At 62.5% G+C, this 16940-nt stretch carries 15 protein-coding genes and 1 pseudogene; 1 reads left to right on the top strand and 15 read right to left on the bottom strand.

Features of this window, described 5'->3' with window-relative positions:
* Window positions 1–32 precede the first annotated feature (32 nt).
* The 10 genes from M1D43_RS30200 to M1D43_RS30245 form a co-directional block, all read right to left on the bottom strand.
* A complete protein-coding gene (locus M1D43_RS30200) occupies window positions 33–1559 on the bottom strand; it encodes an amidohydrolase family protein (protein ID WP_017265033.1) in 1527 nt (508 codons plus the stop codon).
* On the bottom strand, window positions 1556–2494 hold the full coding sequence (locus M1D43_RS30205) for a nucleoside hydrolase (RefSeq protein ID WP_498814615.1): 939 nt from the start codon (window positions 2492–2494) through the stop codon (window positions 1556–1558). Before M1D43_RS30205 ends, M1D43_RS30200 begins: the two co-directional genes overlap by 4 nt.
* The gene (locus tag M1D43_RS30210) at window positions 2491–2916 is read right to left on the bottom strand and encodes a VOC family protein (RefSeq protein WP_498814616.1); all 426 of its coding nucleotides are present in this window, start codon (window positions 2914–2916) and stop codon (window positions 2491–2493) included. Before M1D43_RS30210 ends, M1D43_RS30205 begins: the two co-directional genes overlap by 4 nt.
* A gap of 9 nt (window positions 2917–2925) precedes the next feature.
* Window positions 2926–3819, bottom strand: a complete 894-nt coding sequence (locus M1D43_RS30215; RefSeq protein WP_014532026.1) for an ABC transporter permease — start codon at window positions 3817–3819, stop codon at window positions 2926–2928.
* The gene (locus M1D43_RS30220) at window positions 3816–4853 is read right to left on the bottom strand and encodes an ABC transporter permease (protein ID WP_014532027.1); all 1038 of its coding nucleotides are present in this window, start codon (window positions 4851–4853) and stop codon (window positions 3816–3818) included. The genes M1D43_RS30215 and M1D43_RS30220 overlap by 4 nt, the downstream gene beginning before the upstream one ends.
* A complete protein-coding gene (locus M1D43_RS30225) occupies window positions 4850–6430 on the bottom strand; it encodes an ABC transporter ATP-binding protein (protein WP_498814618.1) in 1581 nt (526 codons plus the stop codon). Before M1D43_RS30225 ends, M1D43_RS30220 begins: the two co-directional genes overlap by 4 nt.
* A 149-nt stretch (window positions 6431–6579) precedes the next feature.
* The gene (locus tag M1D43_RS30230) at window positions 6580–7605 is read right to left on the bottom strand and encodes a BMP family ABC transporter substrate-binding protein (protein ID WP_017265517.1); all 1026 of its coding nucleotides are present in this window, start codon (window positions 7603–7605) and stop codon (window positions 6580–6582) included.
* Window positions 7606–7711: 106 nt separating this feature from the next.
* Entirely contained in the window at window positions 7712–8032 is a 321-nt protein-coding gene (locus tag M1D43_RS30235) for an NIPSNAP family protein (RefSeq protein WP_014528773.1), read from the bottom strand.
* Between the two features lie 12 nt (window positions 8033–8044).
* Window positions 8045–9670: a GMC family oxidoreductase gene (locus M1D43_RS30240; RefSeq protein ID WP_498814619.1), complete on the bottom strand. Its 1626-nt coding sequence runs from the start codon at window positions 9668–9670 to the stop codon at window positions 8045–8047.
* A 3-nt stretch (window positions 9671–9673) separates the two neighbouring features.
* Entirely contained in the window at window positions 9674–10501 is an 828-nt protein-coding gene (locus tag M1D43_RS30245) for a uracil-DNA glycosylase family protein (RefSeq protein ID WP_088195831.1), read from the bottom strand.
* A 255-nt stretch (window positions 10502–10756) separates the two neighbouring features.
* Here M1D43_RS30245 and M1D43_RS30250 point away from each other — a divergent pair, with 255 nt between their 5' ends.
* Complete coding sequence (locus tag M1D43_RS30250; protein ID WP_088195832.1) at window positions 10757–11398, top strand: TetR family transcriptional regulator C-terminal domain-containing protein; 642 nt, start codon at window positions 10757–10759, stop codon at window positions 11396–11398.
* 648 nt (window positions 11399–12046) lie between these two features.
* On the opposite strand, the pseudogene M1D43_RS30255 reads toward M1D43_RS30250, so the two are convergent.
* From M1D43_RS30255 to M1D43_RS30275, 5 genes and pseudogenes are all read right to left on the bottom strand, one after another.
* Window positions 12047–12374 (bottom strand): annotated as a pseudogene (locus M1D43_RS30255) (transposase); the annotation flags it as partial.
* A gap of 271 nt (window positions 12375–12645) precedes the next feature.
* A complete protein-coding gene (locus M1D43_RS30260; RefSeq protein WP_498814620.1) occupies window positions 12646–13791 on the bottom strand; it encodes an alpha-hydroxy acid oxidase in 1146 nt (381 codons plus the stop codon).
* Window position 13792: 1 nt separating this feature from the next.
* Window positions 13793–15085 carry a hypothetical protein gene (locus M1D43_RS30265; protein ID WP_498814622.1) on the bottom strand — a complete coding sequence of 431 codons (1293 nt, stop codon included), beginning with the start codon at window positions 15083–15085 and terminating at the stop codon, window positions 13793–13795.
* A 43-nt stretch (window positions 15086–15128) separates the two neighbouring features.
* Window positions 15129–15860: a histidine utilization transcriptional repressor HutC gene (hutC, locus tag M1D43_RS30270; protein ID WP_088197695.1), complete on the bottom strand. Its 732-nt coding sequence runs from the start codon at window positions 15858–15860 to the stop codon at window positions 15129–15131.
* Between the two features lie 63 nt (window positions 15861–15923).
* Window positions 15924–16937, bottom strand: coding sequence for a zinc-dependent alcohol dehydrogenase (locus tag M1D43_RS30275; RefSeq protein WP_088195835.1), 1014 nt, complete (start codon window positions 16935–16937; stop codon window positions 15924–15926).
* Between the last annotated feature and the right edge of the window lie 3 nt (window positions 16938–16940).

Genomic DNA, 16940 nt, shown 5'->3' on the forward strand with positions numbered 1-16940 from the left:
CGCTCGTGGTGACGGTACAGCAGGGATGTGAATTATGTTCTACGGCCGACATCAGGCGGCGTCCCGTGGTAGCGGTTCAGGCCGATATCCATCAGAGCCGCCCTATGATGGATCTCCGCCATGACAGGTTCGAAAATTCTGTTGCGGCGCTCGAGGTCAGCATGTTCGGCAAGATACGCCGGCACCAGCTCGGCAATCTCGTCGAAGATGGCCGGCTCATCCAACGCGGTCAACCGCCTGTCATGCATCACGATCCGACCGGCGACGATCACGGTCTCGATAGAGGAACCGTTCTCCGAATAGACCAAATGCTTAGCCAGATCGTTCAGTGGCATGAAGGGGTAGGTGCGCAAATCGAGAATCAGAAGATCTGCCGCCTTGCCGGCCTCAAGCGAGCCGGTCACCTGTTCCAGCAAGGCCGTCCTCGCACCGCCGATCGTGGCCATCGCGAGAATCTCGTCCGCCGCAACCCATTTCGCATAGTCGGGCCCGGAAGCGCTATGGATGAGGCCGGCAACACGCATAACATCGAAGATGCGCGAGGTGTCGTTCGAAGAGACGCCGTCGGTGCCGAGGCCAATCGTCACTCCTGCATCGAGCAGGCGGCGGATCGGGGCGATGCCAGCGCCTAGCTTCATGTTCGATACGGCATTGTGGGCGACGGAGACACCCGCCTCCCCCATCAGGCACATGTCCTCATCGCTTACCCAGACTGAATGCGCAATGGTTGTGTTGCGCTTCAAAAGGCCAAGATCGGCCATGTAAGCGATCAGCGACTTGCCGTGGAGCAAGTGGCCCGTTACCGCCTGGGTTTTGGTTTCCAAAATATGCGTGTGGAACGGCACGTGATTTTCGATTGCAAGATCCATGCAAGCGGCCATGAGATCAGGCGAGCAACGCTGCGGCGCCGAGGGCGCAATCATGAAATTCAGGCGGCCGGACTTGCCATGCAGGCTGGAGAAGGCCGACTTGCAGTAGTCCAGATACGCGGCGGCAGTCATGGGCGGGCCGAAATCGAGAAGGTCCTGCAATTGAGTGGGCATTACCTCGCGCGCGAAGGGCAGCGCTTCGAGCGTGTGGACGTTCATCACGGCACTCGACACATTGGCGCGGATGCCCGCATCGTCGTAGGCGCGGAACACCGTCGCCAGTCTGTCGAGATCGTGACGGGGCGGATCGAAGAAATCGTCACACAAGGTGGTGACGCCGTTACGCAACGACTCCATCGCCAGCAGCAGGCTGCGCAGGTAGAGCAGGCGTTCGCCGATCGGGTCGTTCATCAGCAGCGGATAGGCATAGAGCAGCCAGACTTCAAGCGGCATGCGCTCATAGCGGCCGCGAAGGAAGGTCTCGCTGGAATGGGTGTGGGCGTTCACGAGTCCAGGCATGACCAGCTTGCGGTGCCCCTCGATGATGCTCGCATCCGGCTTGGCGGCAAGCGCCGCGCCCATCGCCTTGATCTTTCCTCCATCAATCAGAATATCACCGGTAAACGGCGCTGTACCATGGGTAGCGTCCATAGCGACGATCGTCGCATTGCGGATCAGGATTTCACTCATGGCAGGTTCGCCAAAGATTGAATGAGAAGGTCGTAGTAGGCGACGGGGTCGCCATCCCTGACATAGAAGACATTCTTCGGACGGTCGGTGGTCTGCCACCAGTCGGCGACCGTCATCCCCGCTGTCAGCGTGCCGTTGAGCTCCACCGAGACATTGATCTGCCGGCCTGAAAACATGTCCGGCGCCAGCATGAAGGCGGGCACGCATGGCCCATGCAGCGGTGCGCCCTCCCAACCGTATTTGTTGAGGTCGAAGGCTTGGGAATATTCCAGCATTTCGGCGGTCGCCACGCCGCAGCGGTTTGCCAGAGCCCGCATTGCGCTGAGCCGCTCCGGCGTCGAGCGCATTCGGTGTGTCACGTCGAGTGGCAGGAGCGTGGTCTTGATGCCGGCCTTCAGCACGACGTCCGCGGCTTCGGGGTCAACATAGCAGTTGAATTCCGCCGCCGGCGTGATGTTGCCGACCTCGAAATAAGCTCCGAGCATCGCGACAACCTCATGAATCTTGCCGGCAATGTCGGGCGCCTTGCGTAAAGCCATGGCCAAATTGGTCACGGGGGACAGCGAGCATATGGTGACCTCGCCGGGATGCGCGCAGACGGTGTCGATTATGAAATCGATGCCGTGCTTTTCCTGCGGCTTGATCGACGGCGGCGGCAGGTCCGGACCGTCGAGACCCGTCGGACCATGCACATGCTCGGCCGTGACCAGCGGACGGATGATCGGATGCGAGCAACCGGCGAAGACGGGAATATCCGGCCGGCCGGCCAGTTCCATCAGTTTCAGGCAGTTGGCGATGGTGTGATCGAGGTTGATGTTGCCGGCGGTGGCGACCAGTCCGAGAACCTCGAACGCTTGCTTCTGCCCGAGGATCGTCAGGATGGCAGCCGCCTGGTCCTGACCCGGATCGGTTAGGATGATCAGCTTGCGTGTCATGCGGCCACCCTGCCAGGAGCGCCGCCATCAAGCCACGCGTAAAGCTCCCAGGTCTCGCCGTCAGGTCCGCGGAAATAGAGGCACCGGGCGTTCCACGGGTAGTCGGCCGGGGGATTGACGAAGGTCACGCCATCTTTTTCGAGGTCCGCATAGAGGACATCGATATCAGCGGGACTGTCGACTCGCACCGCCACGAGCACGGCCGATGCCGACCCTACGGGCACGCGCATATCAGTGTGGCTTTCGATATGCGACCGCTCCCACAGCGCGAGCGTCAGCCCCGCGCCGATGAAATCGGCAAAGCCTGGTGCGCGGTGCTTGAGTTCGAAGCCGAGCTTCTGCGTATAAAAGCGGATCGACGCCTCAACGTCGGTGACCAGGATGCAGACATCCTGGATCGGATGGAGTTGCGCGAACTTCATGGTGCCTCCCTATTGATCCTTGAGTTCGGCGAACGAGCTGGCGGCCTTCGCGCCGCCGCGCAGCTTGCCGGAAAGCCAGACGCCGAAGACAGTCGCGAGATAGGGCAAAGCCTGCAGAAGGTCGTGCGGGATCTTGTCGCCGAACATCAATTGCGCCCGGATACCGAGCGCGCCAACGACGGCGAAGAACAGCGCAGCGAAAGTGGCCCCCACCGGATGGGAAGCGCCGAAGATGACCGCAGCAAAGGCCATGAAGCCGCGACCCGCCGTCATGCCCTGGGCGAAGAACTGCAGGCTGCCGGCGGCAAGTTCCGCCCCGCCGATGGCACACAGCACCCCGCCGATCGCCAGCGCCACGAGGCGCATCCGCGAGGGATTGGCCCCGACGCTGCGGGCAGCGAAGGGATGCTCGCCACAGGCGGCGAGGCGGAGACCGAAGCGTGTGCGGCGGAGCATTACCCACATGCCGAAGACGACGAAAGGCATGGCGGCGACCGCGATCGACAGCACGCCATAGGCGCCGAAGGCCGGCCCGAGCTTCGGAATGCCGAACGGTGCGGTCACGCTCGCCTGGCTTCCGAAGATCGACTGAACGGCGAGCGCCGTGCCACCGAGGCCAAGGCCCGTCAGGCCGAGGCCGGCGATGATCGGATTGGCCTTGAGCCTGTCGATGACGAACCAGAGGAGGACGGAGGCAAGCACACAGATGAGGATGGCGATGAGGATGGCCGCAACGATGGAGTTGGTCAGCATGATGCCGACGATCGTGGCGCAGGCACCCATGATCATCAGGCCCTCGAGACCGAGGTTCCACACCCCTGCCCGCTGCGCAATGACGCCAGCGAGGGTGACGTAGATCAGCGGCGTCCCGGAACGCAGGATGGCGATGATGATCTCGTTCATGACGGGCGTCCTCCGAGACGCAGCACTTGGTCGACGAGTTTCGACCTTGCTGTGATGAACAGCGCGATCGCCGCATTGATGATGTCGATCGCGGCGGCCGGCAGCCCGGCCATGATCGGCAGATAGAGCGCCGCCGAGGCAAGGCCGCCGAAAAACACCGCCGCCGCCGCAGTGCCGACCACGGAGAGATTGGCGACGAGTGCGATCAGGATTGCCGTGAAGCCGTGGGCCGGCAGGAACCCGGACGCAATGCGGCCGTTCGGCCCCATGAACTCGATAGTTCCGGCAAGACCCGCCAGTGCGCCCGAGATGATGAAGCTCGACAGGCCGAGCTTCCACAGCCGCGCGCCCTGCCACTCCACCATCGTGCCGTTGCGGCCGGCAAGGCTTGCAAGAACCCCGAATGCCGTGCGGTTGACAAGGAGCCACATCAAAATGCCGACGGCGGCCCCGATGGCGATGGTGGTCGGGGATATGCCAAGCGAGTCCGAGATGCGGTAGGCCGCGTCGAGGGGGCGGCTCGATGCCTGCTGACCGGACCCCGAAGGGTCCTTGAGCGGTCCCGAGGTCACATAGACCAGAAGCAGGCCGGCCATGAAGTTGCCCATCAGCGTGGTGATCACCTCGTCAGTGCCGGACCGTAGCCTCAGAAGTCCCGGCCAGAGAGCCCAGAGGGCGCCGCCCAGCGTACCGGCAATGATGAGTGCCGGGATGACGAGGAAAGCCGGCCCGCCCTTGAATGCCTCGGCGGCGAAGGCAGCGCAGATTGCGCCGACATAGAACTGGCCCTGTGCGCCGATGTTGAAGAAACCCGCCCGGAAGGAAATCCCGACGCCTACGGCCGTGATGAACAGTGGCAATGCCCATCTGAGGCTCTGTTCGATCGCACCGCTGCGCAGGAAGGCGCCGTCGGCCACCGCCCAGAGCATGACCGGCGCATTGTAGCCGGCAAACTGGAACACCAGCGCGCACAGGATGAGCGCAAAGGCGACGAAGATCAGGCTGCGGGCAACCGTGACGAGACTGTCTTTCATGCGCTTACCCTCGCAGCCGCATCGGTCATGGCTGCGCCCACCGACGCGATATCGAAGGGCGCGTGGAATTCACCGTTCACACGTCCCGACAGCATCACCACCACACGGTCGGAGATGTCGAACAGCTCGTCGAGATCAGACGAAATCAAAAGGATGGCGGCGCCGCGATCGCGTGCCTGCCGGAGCGCCTGCCACACGAAGGCGGTGGCACCGATGTCGAGACCACGCGTCGGCTGAGCCGCGATGATCAGCCTGGCATCGCGATCGACCTCGCGCGCAAGGATCACCTTCTGGGCATTGCCGCCCGACAAGGACCCCGCCTTCTGAGCTGAATTGTGGTAGTGAACGCTCCATTCCCTAAGCGACCGGTCGCAGGCTTCGCGCACCGCCGAGGGGCGGATCACCTTGAGCAGGCTCTCCTGCAGCAACTCCCTTGCGCTCCAGTTCTGCCAGAGCGAACTCGTGAGGCTGAGACCTTCGACGTTGCGCTCGAAGGGAATGATCCTGAGCCCAATCGCGCGACGGGCGGCGAGCGGTTTGCCGGTCACGTCATGGCCTGCAAGCACGATCGATCCGCCGGCAAGATCGGCAAGGGCGGAAATGGCGCGCACCAGCGTCTTTTGTCCGTTGCCCTCCACGCCTGCTATACCAACGATCTCGCCTGGGCGAATGTCCAAATCGACGCCATCGAGTGTGATGCCCTCACTGTCGGGCCGCGTGGAGACGGCCTTCAAGGATAGCACGCTCGGACCTTTTGCATTTTTTGGATGACCTGCGCCCTCGCCTGAGGGCGGTTTCGTTCCGACCAGCGCGTCGCGCTCATGCCGATCAAGAGTCTTGGCAGCCGCTTCACCGACGATCAGGTTGGCGAGCCTCTCGGCCGAAACCTCGGCTATCGGAAGCGGCCCCTCGACCTTTCGGCCGCCGCGCAACACCGTTACCGTGTCGGCGATGCCGAGCACCTCACGGATCTTGTGCAGGATCAGGATGACGGTAACGCCACGTTCCCTGAGGCGGCGGACACGAGCAAACAGCATGTTTATGCCGGAGGGCGAGAGCACCGCGGTCGGCTCGTCGAGGATGAGCACGCGCGCATCCATCACGAGCGCCCTTGCGATCTCGATGCCCTGTTGGGTCTCGATCGGCAGGTCGCGGATCCGCCGGTTTAGGTCAACTTGGACGTCGAGGTCGGCGATATGCCCCCGCCATCTTTTGGCGAGCCCCTTGCGGCTGTAAATACCACCTTTGCCAGTGGCGCCGAACTCCATGATTTCCGCGACCGTGAAGGATGGCGGCAGGGCGAAACTCTGATGAACCAGCTCCACACCCGCCGTTCGGCTCACGCTGACCTGGCCGGTGCGAATTTCGTGGCCCATCACGTCGACGGCACCGGCAGTCGGTTGAACGAGCCCCGCAGCGACGCGGGCGAAGGTTGTCTTGCCGGCGCCGTTCTGGCCCACGACCGCGTGGATCTGGCCGGGAACAAACGAAACGGCAACGCCCGACAGTGCAGTCACGTCTCCGAATTTCACGGTGACATCCCGGCACTCCAGCGCAGGCTTCAGAAGGTTGCACATCAAAAGTTCCCATCGAGAGCGAAGGCTCACGGACCGTCAACAGGAAGGAAGACGATCCGCGAACGTCCGGCGGCCCTCCCCGAAGGCAAAGGCCGATACCGGTTTTCCGTCAAGGCTCCGGGGGCCGACCCTGCGGCCGGCGCCGGAGCTCAGAGCGTGGTGTTGAACGGAACCTTGATGGAGCCATCAAGAATACCGGCACGCGCCTTTTCGACCTCGACCAGCGCTTCCTTCGCCCTGGCGTTCAGCTCAGGCGGCCCCTGTTCGGCGAAGACGGGCGAGGGAATGAAGTCGATGACGCCGGTGCCAAGGCCCGTATGCTCGTGCGTGCCGCCCTTCCATTCAGGACCGACGGCCTTCGTTGCCTCGTTGTAGAGCGAGACGCCGAAATCGAGGCCGACGATGGAGATGAGCGACTTCGGACCGAGTGCATACTGTCCTGGCGCAAGACAGCTCACCATGCGGCCTTCCTTTTCGTTGGCTGCGGCGATAATGCCGCCGTCGGTGGCGGCTGCGTCCGTCTGAATGTAGTCGATGCCGTCATTGTACATCTGGGCGGCGATTTCCTGGCCCTTTGCAGGATCCTGGAACGAGCCGGCAAAGGCGGCGATGACGCTGGCGTCCGGCTTGATCGAGTGGACGCCGGCTTTGAAAGCGTTGAAATCGGCGTTGAGCGGCGGGATCGAAACACCTCCGATGAAGCCGGTCTTGCCCGTCGTTGTCATCTTGGCCGCAAAGACGCCAGAGAGATAGCAGCCGAGATAGTAGTCGTAGGACACCGTCACCACGTTCGGGATCGCCGGCTCGAAGGGGTCGGCGAACAGCTGGATCCATTTGGTACCGGGATAGGACGGCGCCAGCGCCTTGAAGGGCTCGGCCACTTCGTTGAAGGTGGAGATGATGATCGCAGCACCTGCGTCACCGAGCGTGCGGTAGATGGTCTCGTAGGTCGCGGGGTCCTGCGCGTAGATGGCACGGTGCTCAAACCCCTTCTCTTCCGACAGCTGCTTGAGCTTGGCGATCATCTGATCGACCGGGCCGTTGTCGCCGGCGGCCTGCGTGTGGACCAGTGCGACCAGCCCACCGGACGCCCTGGCAAATTCGGGCACAATGCTGGCGGCAAGACCGAGCGCAGCGGCGCCCGCGCTCGCCTGTAGGAATGTGCGACGGTGCATTATGTGTTGTGAAGCCTTGTCAGTCATGATCGTTCCCTCTTTTGTTAATTGTCTTGTGTCATGCGCATTCCGACACGCGGGCAATGGCGACACGTGCCTGGTCGTCTCAAAGCGGCGGCGAATAGGATGCAGGGTTCATGATCATCACCTCCTGCTTCTGGATCGCATCGAGCGCCCAGACCTCGGAGATGAATTTTTTCCAATCCGGATCGGCGTACATGGCCGAGCGGCGCGCCTCGCGATCCGCAAGGCTGTCGTAGGCCCACATGAGAACGGTGGTGTGAAGCGTGCCGAGCTCCGAAACGTAGAGGCCGACGAATTTGTTGAGATGACGTTTCTGCACCGGGAGACCGTCAGCCTCGTATTTCTTCATCCACTTGTCGACCGTGCCGGGCTTGAACGTATAGGTGCGGTGTTCGAGGATCATCGGATCACTCCCTTAGCTGTTCAGGATCAATTCGGCGCATTTCTCGCCGATCATGATGGCGGGCGCGTTGGTGTTGCCGCTCGAGATGATCGGCATGATCGAGGCGTCGGCGACACGCAGACCCGCGATGCCATGGACCTTGAGCTGCGCATCCACCACCGCCATGGGATCGTTACCCATCTTGGCGGTGCCAACAGGGTGGAACGTCGTCATGGCCGTGGCCCGTAGCCAGCGGGTCAACCCAGCGTCGTCGTTTGCTTCCGGCCCGGGCGCCAGCTCCTTGCCGCGATAGCGGTCGAAAGCCCTCTGGCCGACGATGTCGCGCGTCAGCCGGATGCCGTCAATCATCGTGCGGACGTCAAAATCGGACTGGAGGTAGTTCGCCTGGATCTTCGGTTTGTCGGTGGGGTTCGCCGACCGTAGCGTGATCTCGCCGCGGCTCGCCGGATTGACGGGTCCGACCCGGATAGTGAAGCCGTGATCTGCCTCGACCGCCCGCTTCTTGGCGAAGGGATTGGGGAAATGCAGGTTGGCGGTCTTTTCCAGCGCCGGCATGAAATGCAGCTGGATGTCGGGCGAGACGAGGCCGTCGTTCGAGCGAATGAAGGCACCCGCCTCGTAGGGAAACGTCGTCGTGATACCCTCGCCGAATAGCATCCCTTGCGCGACAGCAGGAATGAGCTTGTCGGCGCGCAGGTCGCCGAACAGCGTGACCGGCTCGCGGCATTCCCAGCTCATGACGCAGTCGACGTGATCCTGGAGGTTCTTGCCGACACCGGGAAGATCGAGCGTCGGCTTGATGCCGAGGGCACTCAGTTCGTCTGCCGGCCCGATGCCGGAAAGCAACAGCGCCTTGGGCGAGTTGACCACGCCGGCGGACAGGATGACTTCGCGACCTGCACGCGCGAGGCCGGGCCTGTCGTCCTTCAAATATCCGACGCCGCATGCCCGGCCACCCTCGATGAGGACATGCGTCGTTTCAGCGCCCGTCAGTACGGTAAGGTTCTTTCGGCCGAGCGCCGGGCGCAGGAAGGCCCAGGATGTGGACCAACGCTTGCCCTTGCGGATGGTAAAATCGTATCGGCCAAACCCTTCCTGGGTCACACCGTTGAAGTCGTCGTTCTGAGGATAGCCGGCCTGCAGTCCTGCCTCGCAGAACACGTCCATCAACGGATTGTGGCCACGGGCACGGCAGACAGTGAGCTCGCCGTCCACATTGTGAAATTCCCCATTGCGCTGGATATGCGCTTCCGAGCGGCGAAATGCCGGCAGGACTTCGTCATAGGACCAGCCGGGCAGGCCGAGCTGCGCCCAGCGGTCGTAGTCGTGGCGATTGCCACGCACGTAGATCATGCCGTTGATCGTGGAGGTTCCGCCCAGCACCTTGCCGCGCGGCCAGTAGAGGGACCGGCCGTTGAGATAGGGCTCGGGTTCCGTGTGATAGTGCCAGTTGTAGATGCCCGAATGGAAAAGCTTGCCCATTAGCATTGGCAACCGAAAGAGCGGATTTTGGTCCTTGCGGCCAGCCTCGATGAGCAACACGCGGTTCGCAGGGTCCATCGACAGACGGTTCGCGAGAACGCAGCCGGCCGAACCCGCGCCGACGATGATGAAATCATATTCCGGGGTAGACGCCATGGTTCACCATGCGATGGGCCGGCCGCCCATCGCCTCCAGATAGGAATTGCAGAGAAGGAAAGGATTTTCCCGGCCGAGCACCTTGTCGGCGAAGGCGGGATGCTCGCGCTGGACATAGCCGACATGGCCCGCATGCCCCTCGCGAATGCTTGCTTCCGCAAGAATGTCCGCAGCCGCCGCGCCGAATCCGAGGAACACGACCGGCTCACCCCGCGCCACCAGCATATCGATCACACGCAGCATCAAGGGTCGCCAGAAAGGAAGGTGCCCGCGCGACTGATGCGGATCGATATCGACCCGGAAGCGCGAGAGCGTCAGCGACGCGTTGAGCAGCAGCACGCCCTCGCCCACCCAGCGACCGGCAATCACTCCGGGTGCCTCGAACGGGCCGGCGGGGTCGCACAAGAGACGTCGCACGTCGGGCCAGCGGTCGAAGCTTTGCGCCAGACTCTCATCGCCGAGACGCGCGGCCGCAATGAGCTGCATATAGGCACGGATGCTCTTGGAGAACATCTTGTCCAGCTCGTTCCACGCGGCCAGGTTGCCGGCCTCGAAGGCGCGACCTGTTGCCAGACCCGGTTCCGGATAGGGATCCTGGCCAAGGATCATGCAATGGACGCCGTTCGGCGCGATGCCGTCGAAGGCGGCGAGGACATGGGCACCCCGGGGCTGGCCGGGAAAGGTCTTGCCGCGGCGTGCGGGAAAGATCGGCTCCCAGGCCTCCAGATCGAGCCCGGCATCGATGCGGTCGAAATCCTCTTCGACGGGTCCGAGCGCATCCCGCCAGGCATGCGGCAGGTCGGCTTGCCAGCCGGCGAGCGATTCTGCCATCGCCTCTCTCAGTCGTGCCGGCATCACGCCGCTCCCCTGCGTTCGTTGAAATGAGACTAGACAAAAGCTGACCAAAGTGTCAACTTTTTAAAGGAAAAAAATGACGAATGGGTCAGTTTTTTTTGACCAGATCGTCGGTTTTTTGAATAGTGGCGCGCTTGCATTTCGCCGTAAAACGCGGCAATTGCGGAAACGACCTCGCCGCCACGCATGATTGCCTGGTAGGAAGCGGCGACGTGAGAGGGACGAGATCGCATGGCAACGGCAGCACGGGATCCAGAGGAGCGCATCCGCGAACGCAACATGCGCCTCATCATCAAAACTGGGATCGAGATATTCGCGCGCAAGGGCTTTGATGGTACGCGGATCGCCGAGATCGCCGAGGCCTCGGGCCTGCCCAAGGCCAACGTCTATTACTATTTCTCTTCTAAGGAGGAGATCTACAGGGCCATCATTGCGCACCTCATTACCAGCTGGGACGAGGCGCTAAAATACATTTCGCCCGAGCGTGAGCCGGCGGAGGCCTTCCGGCTCTACATCAAGGCAAAGCTCGACTACACGCGCAAGAACATCGCCGAGTCCCGGCTCTTCGCCAGTGAGATCATTCAGGGAGCGCGGTTCCTGAAGAAGAAGGATCGCGACCATATGCGCCACGTCACGGATGCGCATGTGGCGGTCGTGGAGGGTTGGATTGCGGCCGGAAAGTTGCTGCCGGTTGATCCGCGCCACCTGTTCATCATGCTGTGGGCTTCAACGCAGTTTTACGCGGATTTTGAGCCCATCGCCGCCGACGGGCTAAGGAAGGCGCGTTTGAAAGCGGAGGATTATGAAGCAGCCGCAACGACAATTACGGAGACGATCCTGAAAGGCATTCTACCCGGCCCGGTGCACAGTTGAATCGATGCCGGACAGAGTCGCCTCTTGGGACCCTCTGGCCGAACGCGCCTACCGACGTGATGGACTTGATGCGATTCGATCGGCCCTTCTCTTCATTCACCCCCGTCTTTCGAGAAGCGCGAATTAGCCTTGAGGAAACGGTGGGACGAAACGTTGTTGGTGGATCGCAAGGGCGGTCGACCGGACGGGCATCGGGGTGCTTGACGACAAACGGCAAGAGTCCATCCGCAAGACCATCATCAGATACTACCTAAAGTGTAATCGACCGACACTTTCGCTGTGTTGGTCCGGGATGTGCAAACGAACTGCGTGTCGGCCGGGCTTAACGCCCCCGTCCAATTGATACCTTATGCGATCTTCTGTAACGGGCTTTGCGTCAATCCCTTGTGCGCTTAATCCGTCGCCGAGGGCTTGCTTCTGTCCGCAGTCGGAGCTTTGCCGCTGCTCTATGGTGTCTGCTGAGGACCGGTTGGCCAATCTTAGAAGCGCAGTCACCGCGTGCTGCTGATCGCATAGCGGCCTAACCCATCCATCGTCCCGGCGAAGGGACCTTGCTGCGGAGGGCTGATGGCTGTGCCCGTCCGAAAGCCTGTCTCGTCGTCTCCTCCGATCAAGCCGCCAGGGCTGGCGCTCCCTTATGAGCAATGAAGTTCTATCCCTGAGTATGCAATGCAACACCACCGCCAGCTTGAGGGCCAGCGCCACGCGCGCCTTTTTGGGGCCGGCACGTCTTGCGACCGCCAACGCCCAACCCTTCAGATCGGAGCCTTTGACCGGTCGCGTCAGGATTGACATTGGCCGCCTCGTAGAGCGCGGTTCGCACGCTGCCATCGCCGATCTTCGAGATGCGACCGCTATGATCGGTCTCGCCCGACTGACACTTCTTCGGCGTCAATCCCAAGTGCGGCCCCACCGCGCGCGAGGAGCGGAATCGCTCCGGCGCATCAACGGCCGCCACAAACGTCAGCGCCACCAGGAGCAACGGCCAGGGGGAAGGCGAAATCAACCGCCTGAAGACAATCAAGCGTGCAATCTATGGCAGAGCTGGCCCGGAGCTGCTCAGGGCACGCGTGCTGCCGCTTGACCAAAATCGCCACCACACAAAGTGAGGAAGACCCCATTTATCTGCCAAGCGACAGGTCAGCAGGCAGAGGAGCCGCTTGGTGATGATTAGAAGGGATGGGGGGCGGATGACGATGGGGGCGGCAGCAGCAGCCCGGCCCTAAAAAACGGCGCGCGGCGCTCCGTCAGAGTGTCGAGACGGCTTCCGCGCCGAGAGCCTTGAGTTGCTCGACCGAGGCAATCCCCATCAACGCAAGACTGATCGAAATCTCGCGCTCGAGGATGGCAATCACCTCGGCCACCCCCGCCTGCCCGGCGGCCGAGAGGCCGTAGGCATAAGCCCGGCCAAGCATCACGCCGTCTGCGCCGAGTGCGATCGCCTTGATGACGTCCGCGCCGCGGCGGATACCGCCGTCAAGCATAAGGCAGAAGTCGGTTCCCACGGTGGCGCGAATGCTGGGCAGGGCTCGGATCGTGCTCGGGGCACCGTCGAGCTGGCGTCCGCCGTGGTTGGAAACCACCACCCCATCGCAGCCGAGATCGCGAGCGCGCACAGCATCAGCGGGCGTGAGAACGCCTTTGATCACGAGCTTGCCCGTCCAGCGTTGGCGCAGCCAGGCGATGTCCTTCCACGACAGCGTCTTGTCGATTCGGCGCGAGAGATTGGCCGCCTGCTCCAGCGCGCCGCGACCGAATTCCGGCCGGTGCTCGATAGCCCTGACCGACGGCATGCCGGCAAGGACCACCTCTGCAAGCCAGCGCGGCTTCAGCGCGAGGCGCGCGAGGAGGTCCGGCGTCACCCGCGTCAGCGATCGGAATCCGTTTCGCACGTCCCGTTCGCGAATACCCGTAATGGCGGTGTCGACCGTTACGAACAGGGTGTCGACGCCGGCGTATTCTGCCGCTCGTAGGAATTCCTCGCAGAGCGAGCGATCCTCCAGCACATAGAGCTGGAAATGCAGCGGCCCGTCCGTGACGATCCGAAGGTCGGCGAGTGAGGCGATGGAAAAGGTTGATAAGCAGAAGGGGATGCCCGCGGCATGCGCCGCCCGCACGGCCTTGACCTCGCCCTTGCCGGAATAGAGGCCGAGGAAGCCGACCGGCCCGAGCATGAACGGCAGGGGATGACGTTTCCCGAGATAGGCCGTGGCAAGGTCCTGCGGCTGCGGCTCGACCAGCACGTTCTGGCGCAGGGTTAGGCGGGAGAAGTCCGAGCGATTCGCCCGCATCGTCTCCTCCTCGAAGGAACCGCCGTCGATATAGTCGAAAAAGATCTTCGGCAGCCGCCGCCGGGCGAGATCGCGAAAGTCGTCGATGTTGACCAGCGCCATGTCAGCCGTTGTCCGGATCGATTGTGTCGATGAAGCGGGAAATTAAATCGTCTCCCGCAACCGGCTCGCTTCCGGCCATCACCGCGACGGAGAAGCCTATCAGGGAGGAAATCGCGTTATGGGTCGTTGCGCTAGCCCGCAGGTTCATCACCAGCGTTGGGCAGAGGAAAAGGCCAAGCCGGATGACCCGGCGCCAGTCGGCCGGAAGCATGCCCCGCGCCTTCAGTTCGCTAAGCAGCGGACGCCAAAGTGCCTCTGCCTTTACGTCGAGAAGCGCCCGCCTGACAGGACTCGGCGCGAAATCGGTGGTAACGCGGAGCAGAGCGCCATCAAGCACTGCGCTTGCCTTGTAGCGCCCGGCCGCCATGGCGGGATCGTAGAGCCACAGCGGATGGGCAAGGATGTTGTGGAAGGTCGTCTTCACCTCGGCGAGCAATGCAGGAATGTTCTCGCCGGCAAAGGCGGGATCGAAGAAGGACAAGTGTGCCCCGCCATCGCGCTCCTCGTACCAGACATTCGCATTGTGGGCGTCGCCATGCGCGACCACTCCCCCGGCATCCGCCAGCCGCGCGGGGTTCAGCCGCTCATGCGCGGCATCGAACAGGGCGCCGATACTGTCGCTGTATTCGATGCCGTTCACCACAAACCGGCAGCGCGAGAGCGTCTCCCAATCGAGTGTCAGGTTGGGAAAGGCAAAGTCCTTGCCGACATAGAAGCTTGCCATGCGCCCGCCCGGATAGCTTGCTGCCGAAGGGTCTACGAGCCTTTCGTAAAACAGACGGTGGATCGGCTCGGCCGCAACCTCCCTCGCACCCACCGTATGCAGTGTGGCAAGATAGACCTTCAGCACGGCTTCGCTCAGCCGGCGTTCGGCCTCAACCGCCCTTCCCCTCGCCGCGGCATCGTCCTTCAAGTCCAATGCCCTCAGCACATCTGAAAAACGCGGATCGGTGCGTCGGCGATAGACGAGTATCTGTTCGCCAGGAAGCACCGACATCAGCAATGGCTGGTCCACCGGCAGGCCGGCGCGCGCCAAGATGTCGGCGCGATAATATTCGCCGCTCATGGCCTCTTCTCCCTCTTCCTGGTGGAACTTGAAGAAGAAGGCGCCGTTCTCCGTCTCGAAGAAGCCATTGAGCGAATTGAGGCTGTACTGGTCGTGATTGATCGCGACGTTCCTTGCCTCGATCCTGAAGAGATCACGCAGCAGCTCGGCCAGCAACTGTTCCGCCTTGCCGTCTCCGGTTTTGGCGACCTTTCTTATTTCCGCGGTGCGGCTCGTGGGCTGGCTCATGGCGTTCTTTCCGGATGGGTCTTTCTGGGCATAGGAACGGCGGTCACTTGCCGCCGTGCAGATAGCGGCTGCCGAGCGAGTAGCGGCTGCCGACATAGGTGAAGGTATTGACGGTTGCGACGACCGGCCCTGTCCAGGTCTTGCGGTGCAGGATCAGGCAGCAGTCACCAGGGCGAACGTTCAGCAGGCGAGCCTGTTCAGCATTGGCCGGCAGAGCGCTGATGAGGTGCTCCACCTCGGTCAACGGCGTGGCATTCTGAAGGTAGTCATAGGTGGCGACTGCGGCAAAGTCCTGGTCGATATAGCCGGAAACGAGATTGGGATTGACGTAGCGCTCCTCGAGCTGGACCGGCAGGTCGTTCTCGAAATGAATGACGACGGAATGGTCAACGGGGTTCACCGCCTCAAACTCGAAGGCGAGCAGAAGCTCTGGTTCCGGTCGTTCGATGCGCTCGAGCACGAACACCTCGGCCCGGTGCCGGCTACCGCGCGCCCTGATCTCGGTGATGATGTTGCTGATCTCGATCAATGTCGACTGGGGCCTTGGCGGAGCCACAAAGGTGCCGACACCCTGAATGCGGCGCAGATGCCCCTCCGAAGTGAGTTCCCGCAGCGCCCGATGAACGGTCATGCGGGAGACGCCGAGTGCCGCCACTAGCTCGTTCTCAGACGGAAGCCGGCTGTTGCGGGCCCACTTGCCGCTACCGATGTTACCGAGGACAAAGTCCTTCACCTTCTCATAGAGCGGCGATGCGGAATCTGAAAGCGTATTCATGGTTCACTGCCTCCACCGCCGCCTCGAGTGAGCCGGCATCTGAAATGACATGACGGACTGGACTTAGCCCGCCACCTCAATAATGGTCTTGAGCGCCTTGCTCTCGCCCCGCAGCAGCCTTTCGTAAGCCTCAGGCACATCGTCGAGCGCCGGCAGCACCTCGATGAAACGTTGCAGCGCGGGCGCGAGATCGACGAGCAACCCGACGGCCTCAGGCAACTCGCCGGCAAAGGCATGACAGCCGACGAGCGATATCTCCCGCTCCACTATGATGTTCGGATCGAAATCGAGCTTGCCGTGGCCGATGCCGACGAGCGCCAGCGCTCCGCCGCCCGACAGAATGTCGAGAGCTCGGGCGATCGCCTGGATGCTGCCGGTGGCATCCAGTGCATAGCGCACCCTTCCGCCGGAAAGCGCGGCCTCGACCACCGCCCTGTCAAGAGCAACGACCGCGCCGCCAGTCACCTCAGCGACAAGGGCGGCTTTGTCGGCGTTCAGATCGCCGAGCAGCAGCGGACCATCATGCAGCCGGGACAGAAGAAGCGCGCTCAACCCACCGATCGTGCCGCAGCCGATGACGAGGACCGGTTCGCCGGCCGGAATGGCAAGGCGACGTACGGCATGCAAGGCCACTGCCAGCGGCTCGGCCATGGCGGCAACATGGGGCGAAAGCTGCGGATCGTGGCGCACGACCAGTCGGGCTGGCAATTGCACTGCCTCGGCAAAGCCGCCGTCACAAATCTCGCCGACGAAGCCCAAGGTCTCGCAGACATTGCTGCGGCCGCTCGTACAAGCCGGGCAAGTGCCGCACCACATGCGTGAGTCCGCCGAGACGACGTCTCCCCGCACCACGTGACTGACGCCCTCTCCGATCGCAGTCACGCGACCGCAGAATTCATGGCCTGCCGTCGAGGGCCGGCGCGAGATCCATTGGCCGGTACGGTAGTTGTGAAGGTCGGAACCGCAGATGCCAGCAGCCCTTACTTCAAGGTTGACGAAGCCCGGCGGCGGAGCCGACGGTTCGGCGACCTCTCCCACCCGCAAATCCATTGCGCCGTAAAGCCGCACAGCCTTCATGGT

It is taken from the genome of Ensifer sp. R1-3, from assembly GCF_056739175.1.

Excerpts from the sequence above, each read along its gene's own strand:
- M1D43_RS30200 (WP_017265033.1), bottom strand. The coding sequence starts at position 1,559 with ATGAGTGAAATCCTGATCCGCAATGCGACGATCGTCGCTATGGACGCT.
- M1D43_RS30205 (WP_498814615.1), bottom strand. The coding sequence starts at position 2,494 with ATGACACGCAAGCTGATCATCCTAACCGATCCGGGTCAGGACCAGGCG.
- M1D43_RS30210 (WP_498814616.1), bottom strand. The coding sequence starts at position 2,916 with ATGAAGTTCGCGCAACTCCATCCGATCCAGGATGTCTGCATCCTGGTC.
- M1D43_RS30215 (WP_014532026.1), bottom strand. The coding sequence starts at position 3,819 with ATGAACGAGATCATCATCGCCATCCTGCGTTCCGGGACGCCGCTGATC.
- M1D43_RS30220 (WP_014532027.1), bottom strand. The coding sequence starts at position 4,853 with ATGAAAGACAGTCTCGTCACGGTTGCCCGCAGCCTGATCTTCGTCGCC.
- M1D43_RS30225 (WP_498814618.1), bottom strand. The coding sequence starts at position 6,430 with ATGTGCAACCTTCTGAAGCCTGCGCTGGAGTGCCGGGATGTCACCGTG.
- M1D43_RS30230 (WP_017265517.1), bottom strand. The coding sequence starts at position 7,605 with ATGCACCGTCGCACATTCCTACAGGCGAGCGCGGGCGCCGCTGCGCTC.
- M1D43_RS30235 (WP_014528773.1), bottom strand. The coding sequence starts at position 8,032 with ATGATCCTCGAACACCGCACCTATACGTTCAAGCCCGGCACGGTCGAC.
- M1D43_RS30240 (WP_498814619.1), bottom strand. The coding sequence starts at position 9,670 with ATGGCGTCTACCCCGGAATATGATTTCATCATCGTCGGCGCGGGTTCG.
- M1D43_RS30245 (WP_088195831.1), bottom strand. The coding sequence starts at position 10,501 with ATGGCAGAATCGCTCGCCGGCTGGCAAGCCGACCTGCCGCATGCCTGG.
- M1D43_RS30250 (WP_088195832.1), top strand. The coding sequence starts at position 10,757 with ATGGCAACGGCAGCACGGGATCCAGAGGAGCGCATCCGCGAACGCAAC.
- M1D43_RS30260 (WP_498814620.1), bottom strand. The coding sequence starts at position 13,791 with ATGGCGCTGGTCAACATCGACGACTTTCGCGATCTCGCCCGGCGGCGG.
- M1D43_RS30265 (WP_498814622.1), bottom strand. The coding sequence starts at position 15,085 with ATGAGCCAGCCCACGAGCCGCACCGCGGAAATAAGAAAGGTCGCCAAA.
- hutC (WP_088197695.1), bottom strand. The coding sequence starts at position 15,860 with ATGAATACGCTTTCAGATTCCGCATCGCCGCTCTATGAGAAGGTGAAG.
- M1D43_RS30275 (WP_088195835.1), bottom strand. The coding sequence starts at position 16,937 with ATGAAGGCTGTGCGGCTTTACGGCGCAATGGATTTGCGGGTGGGAGAG.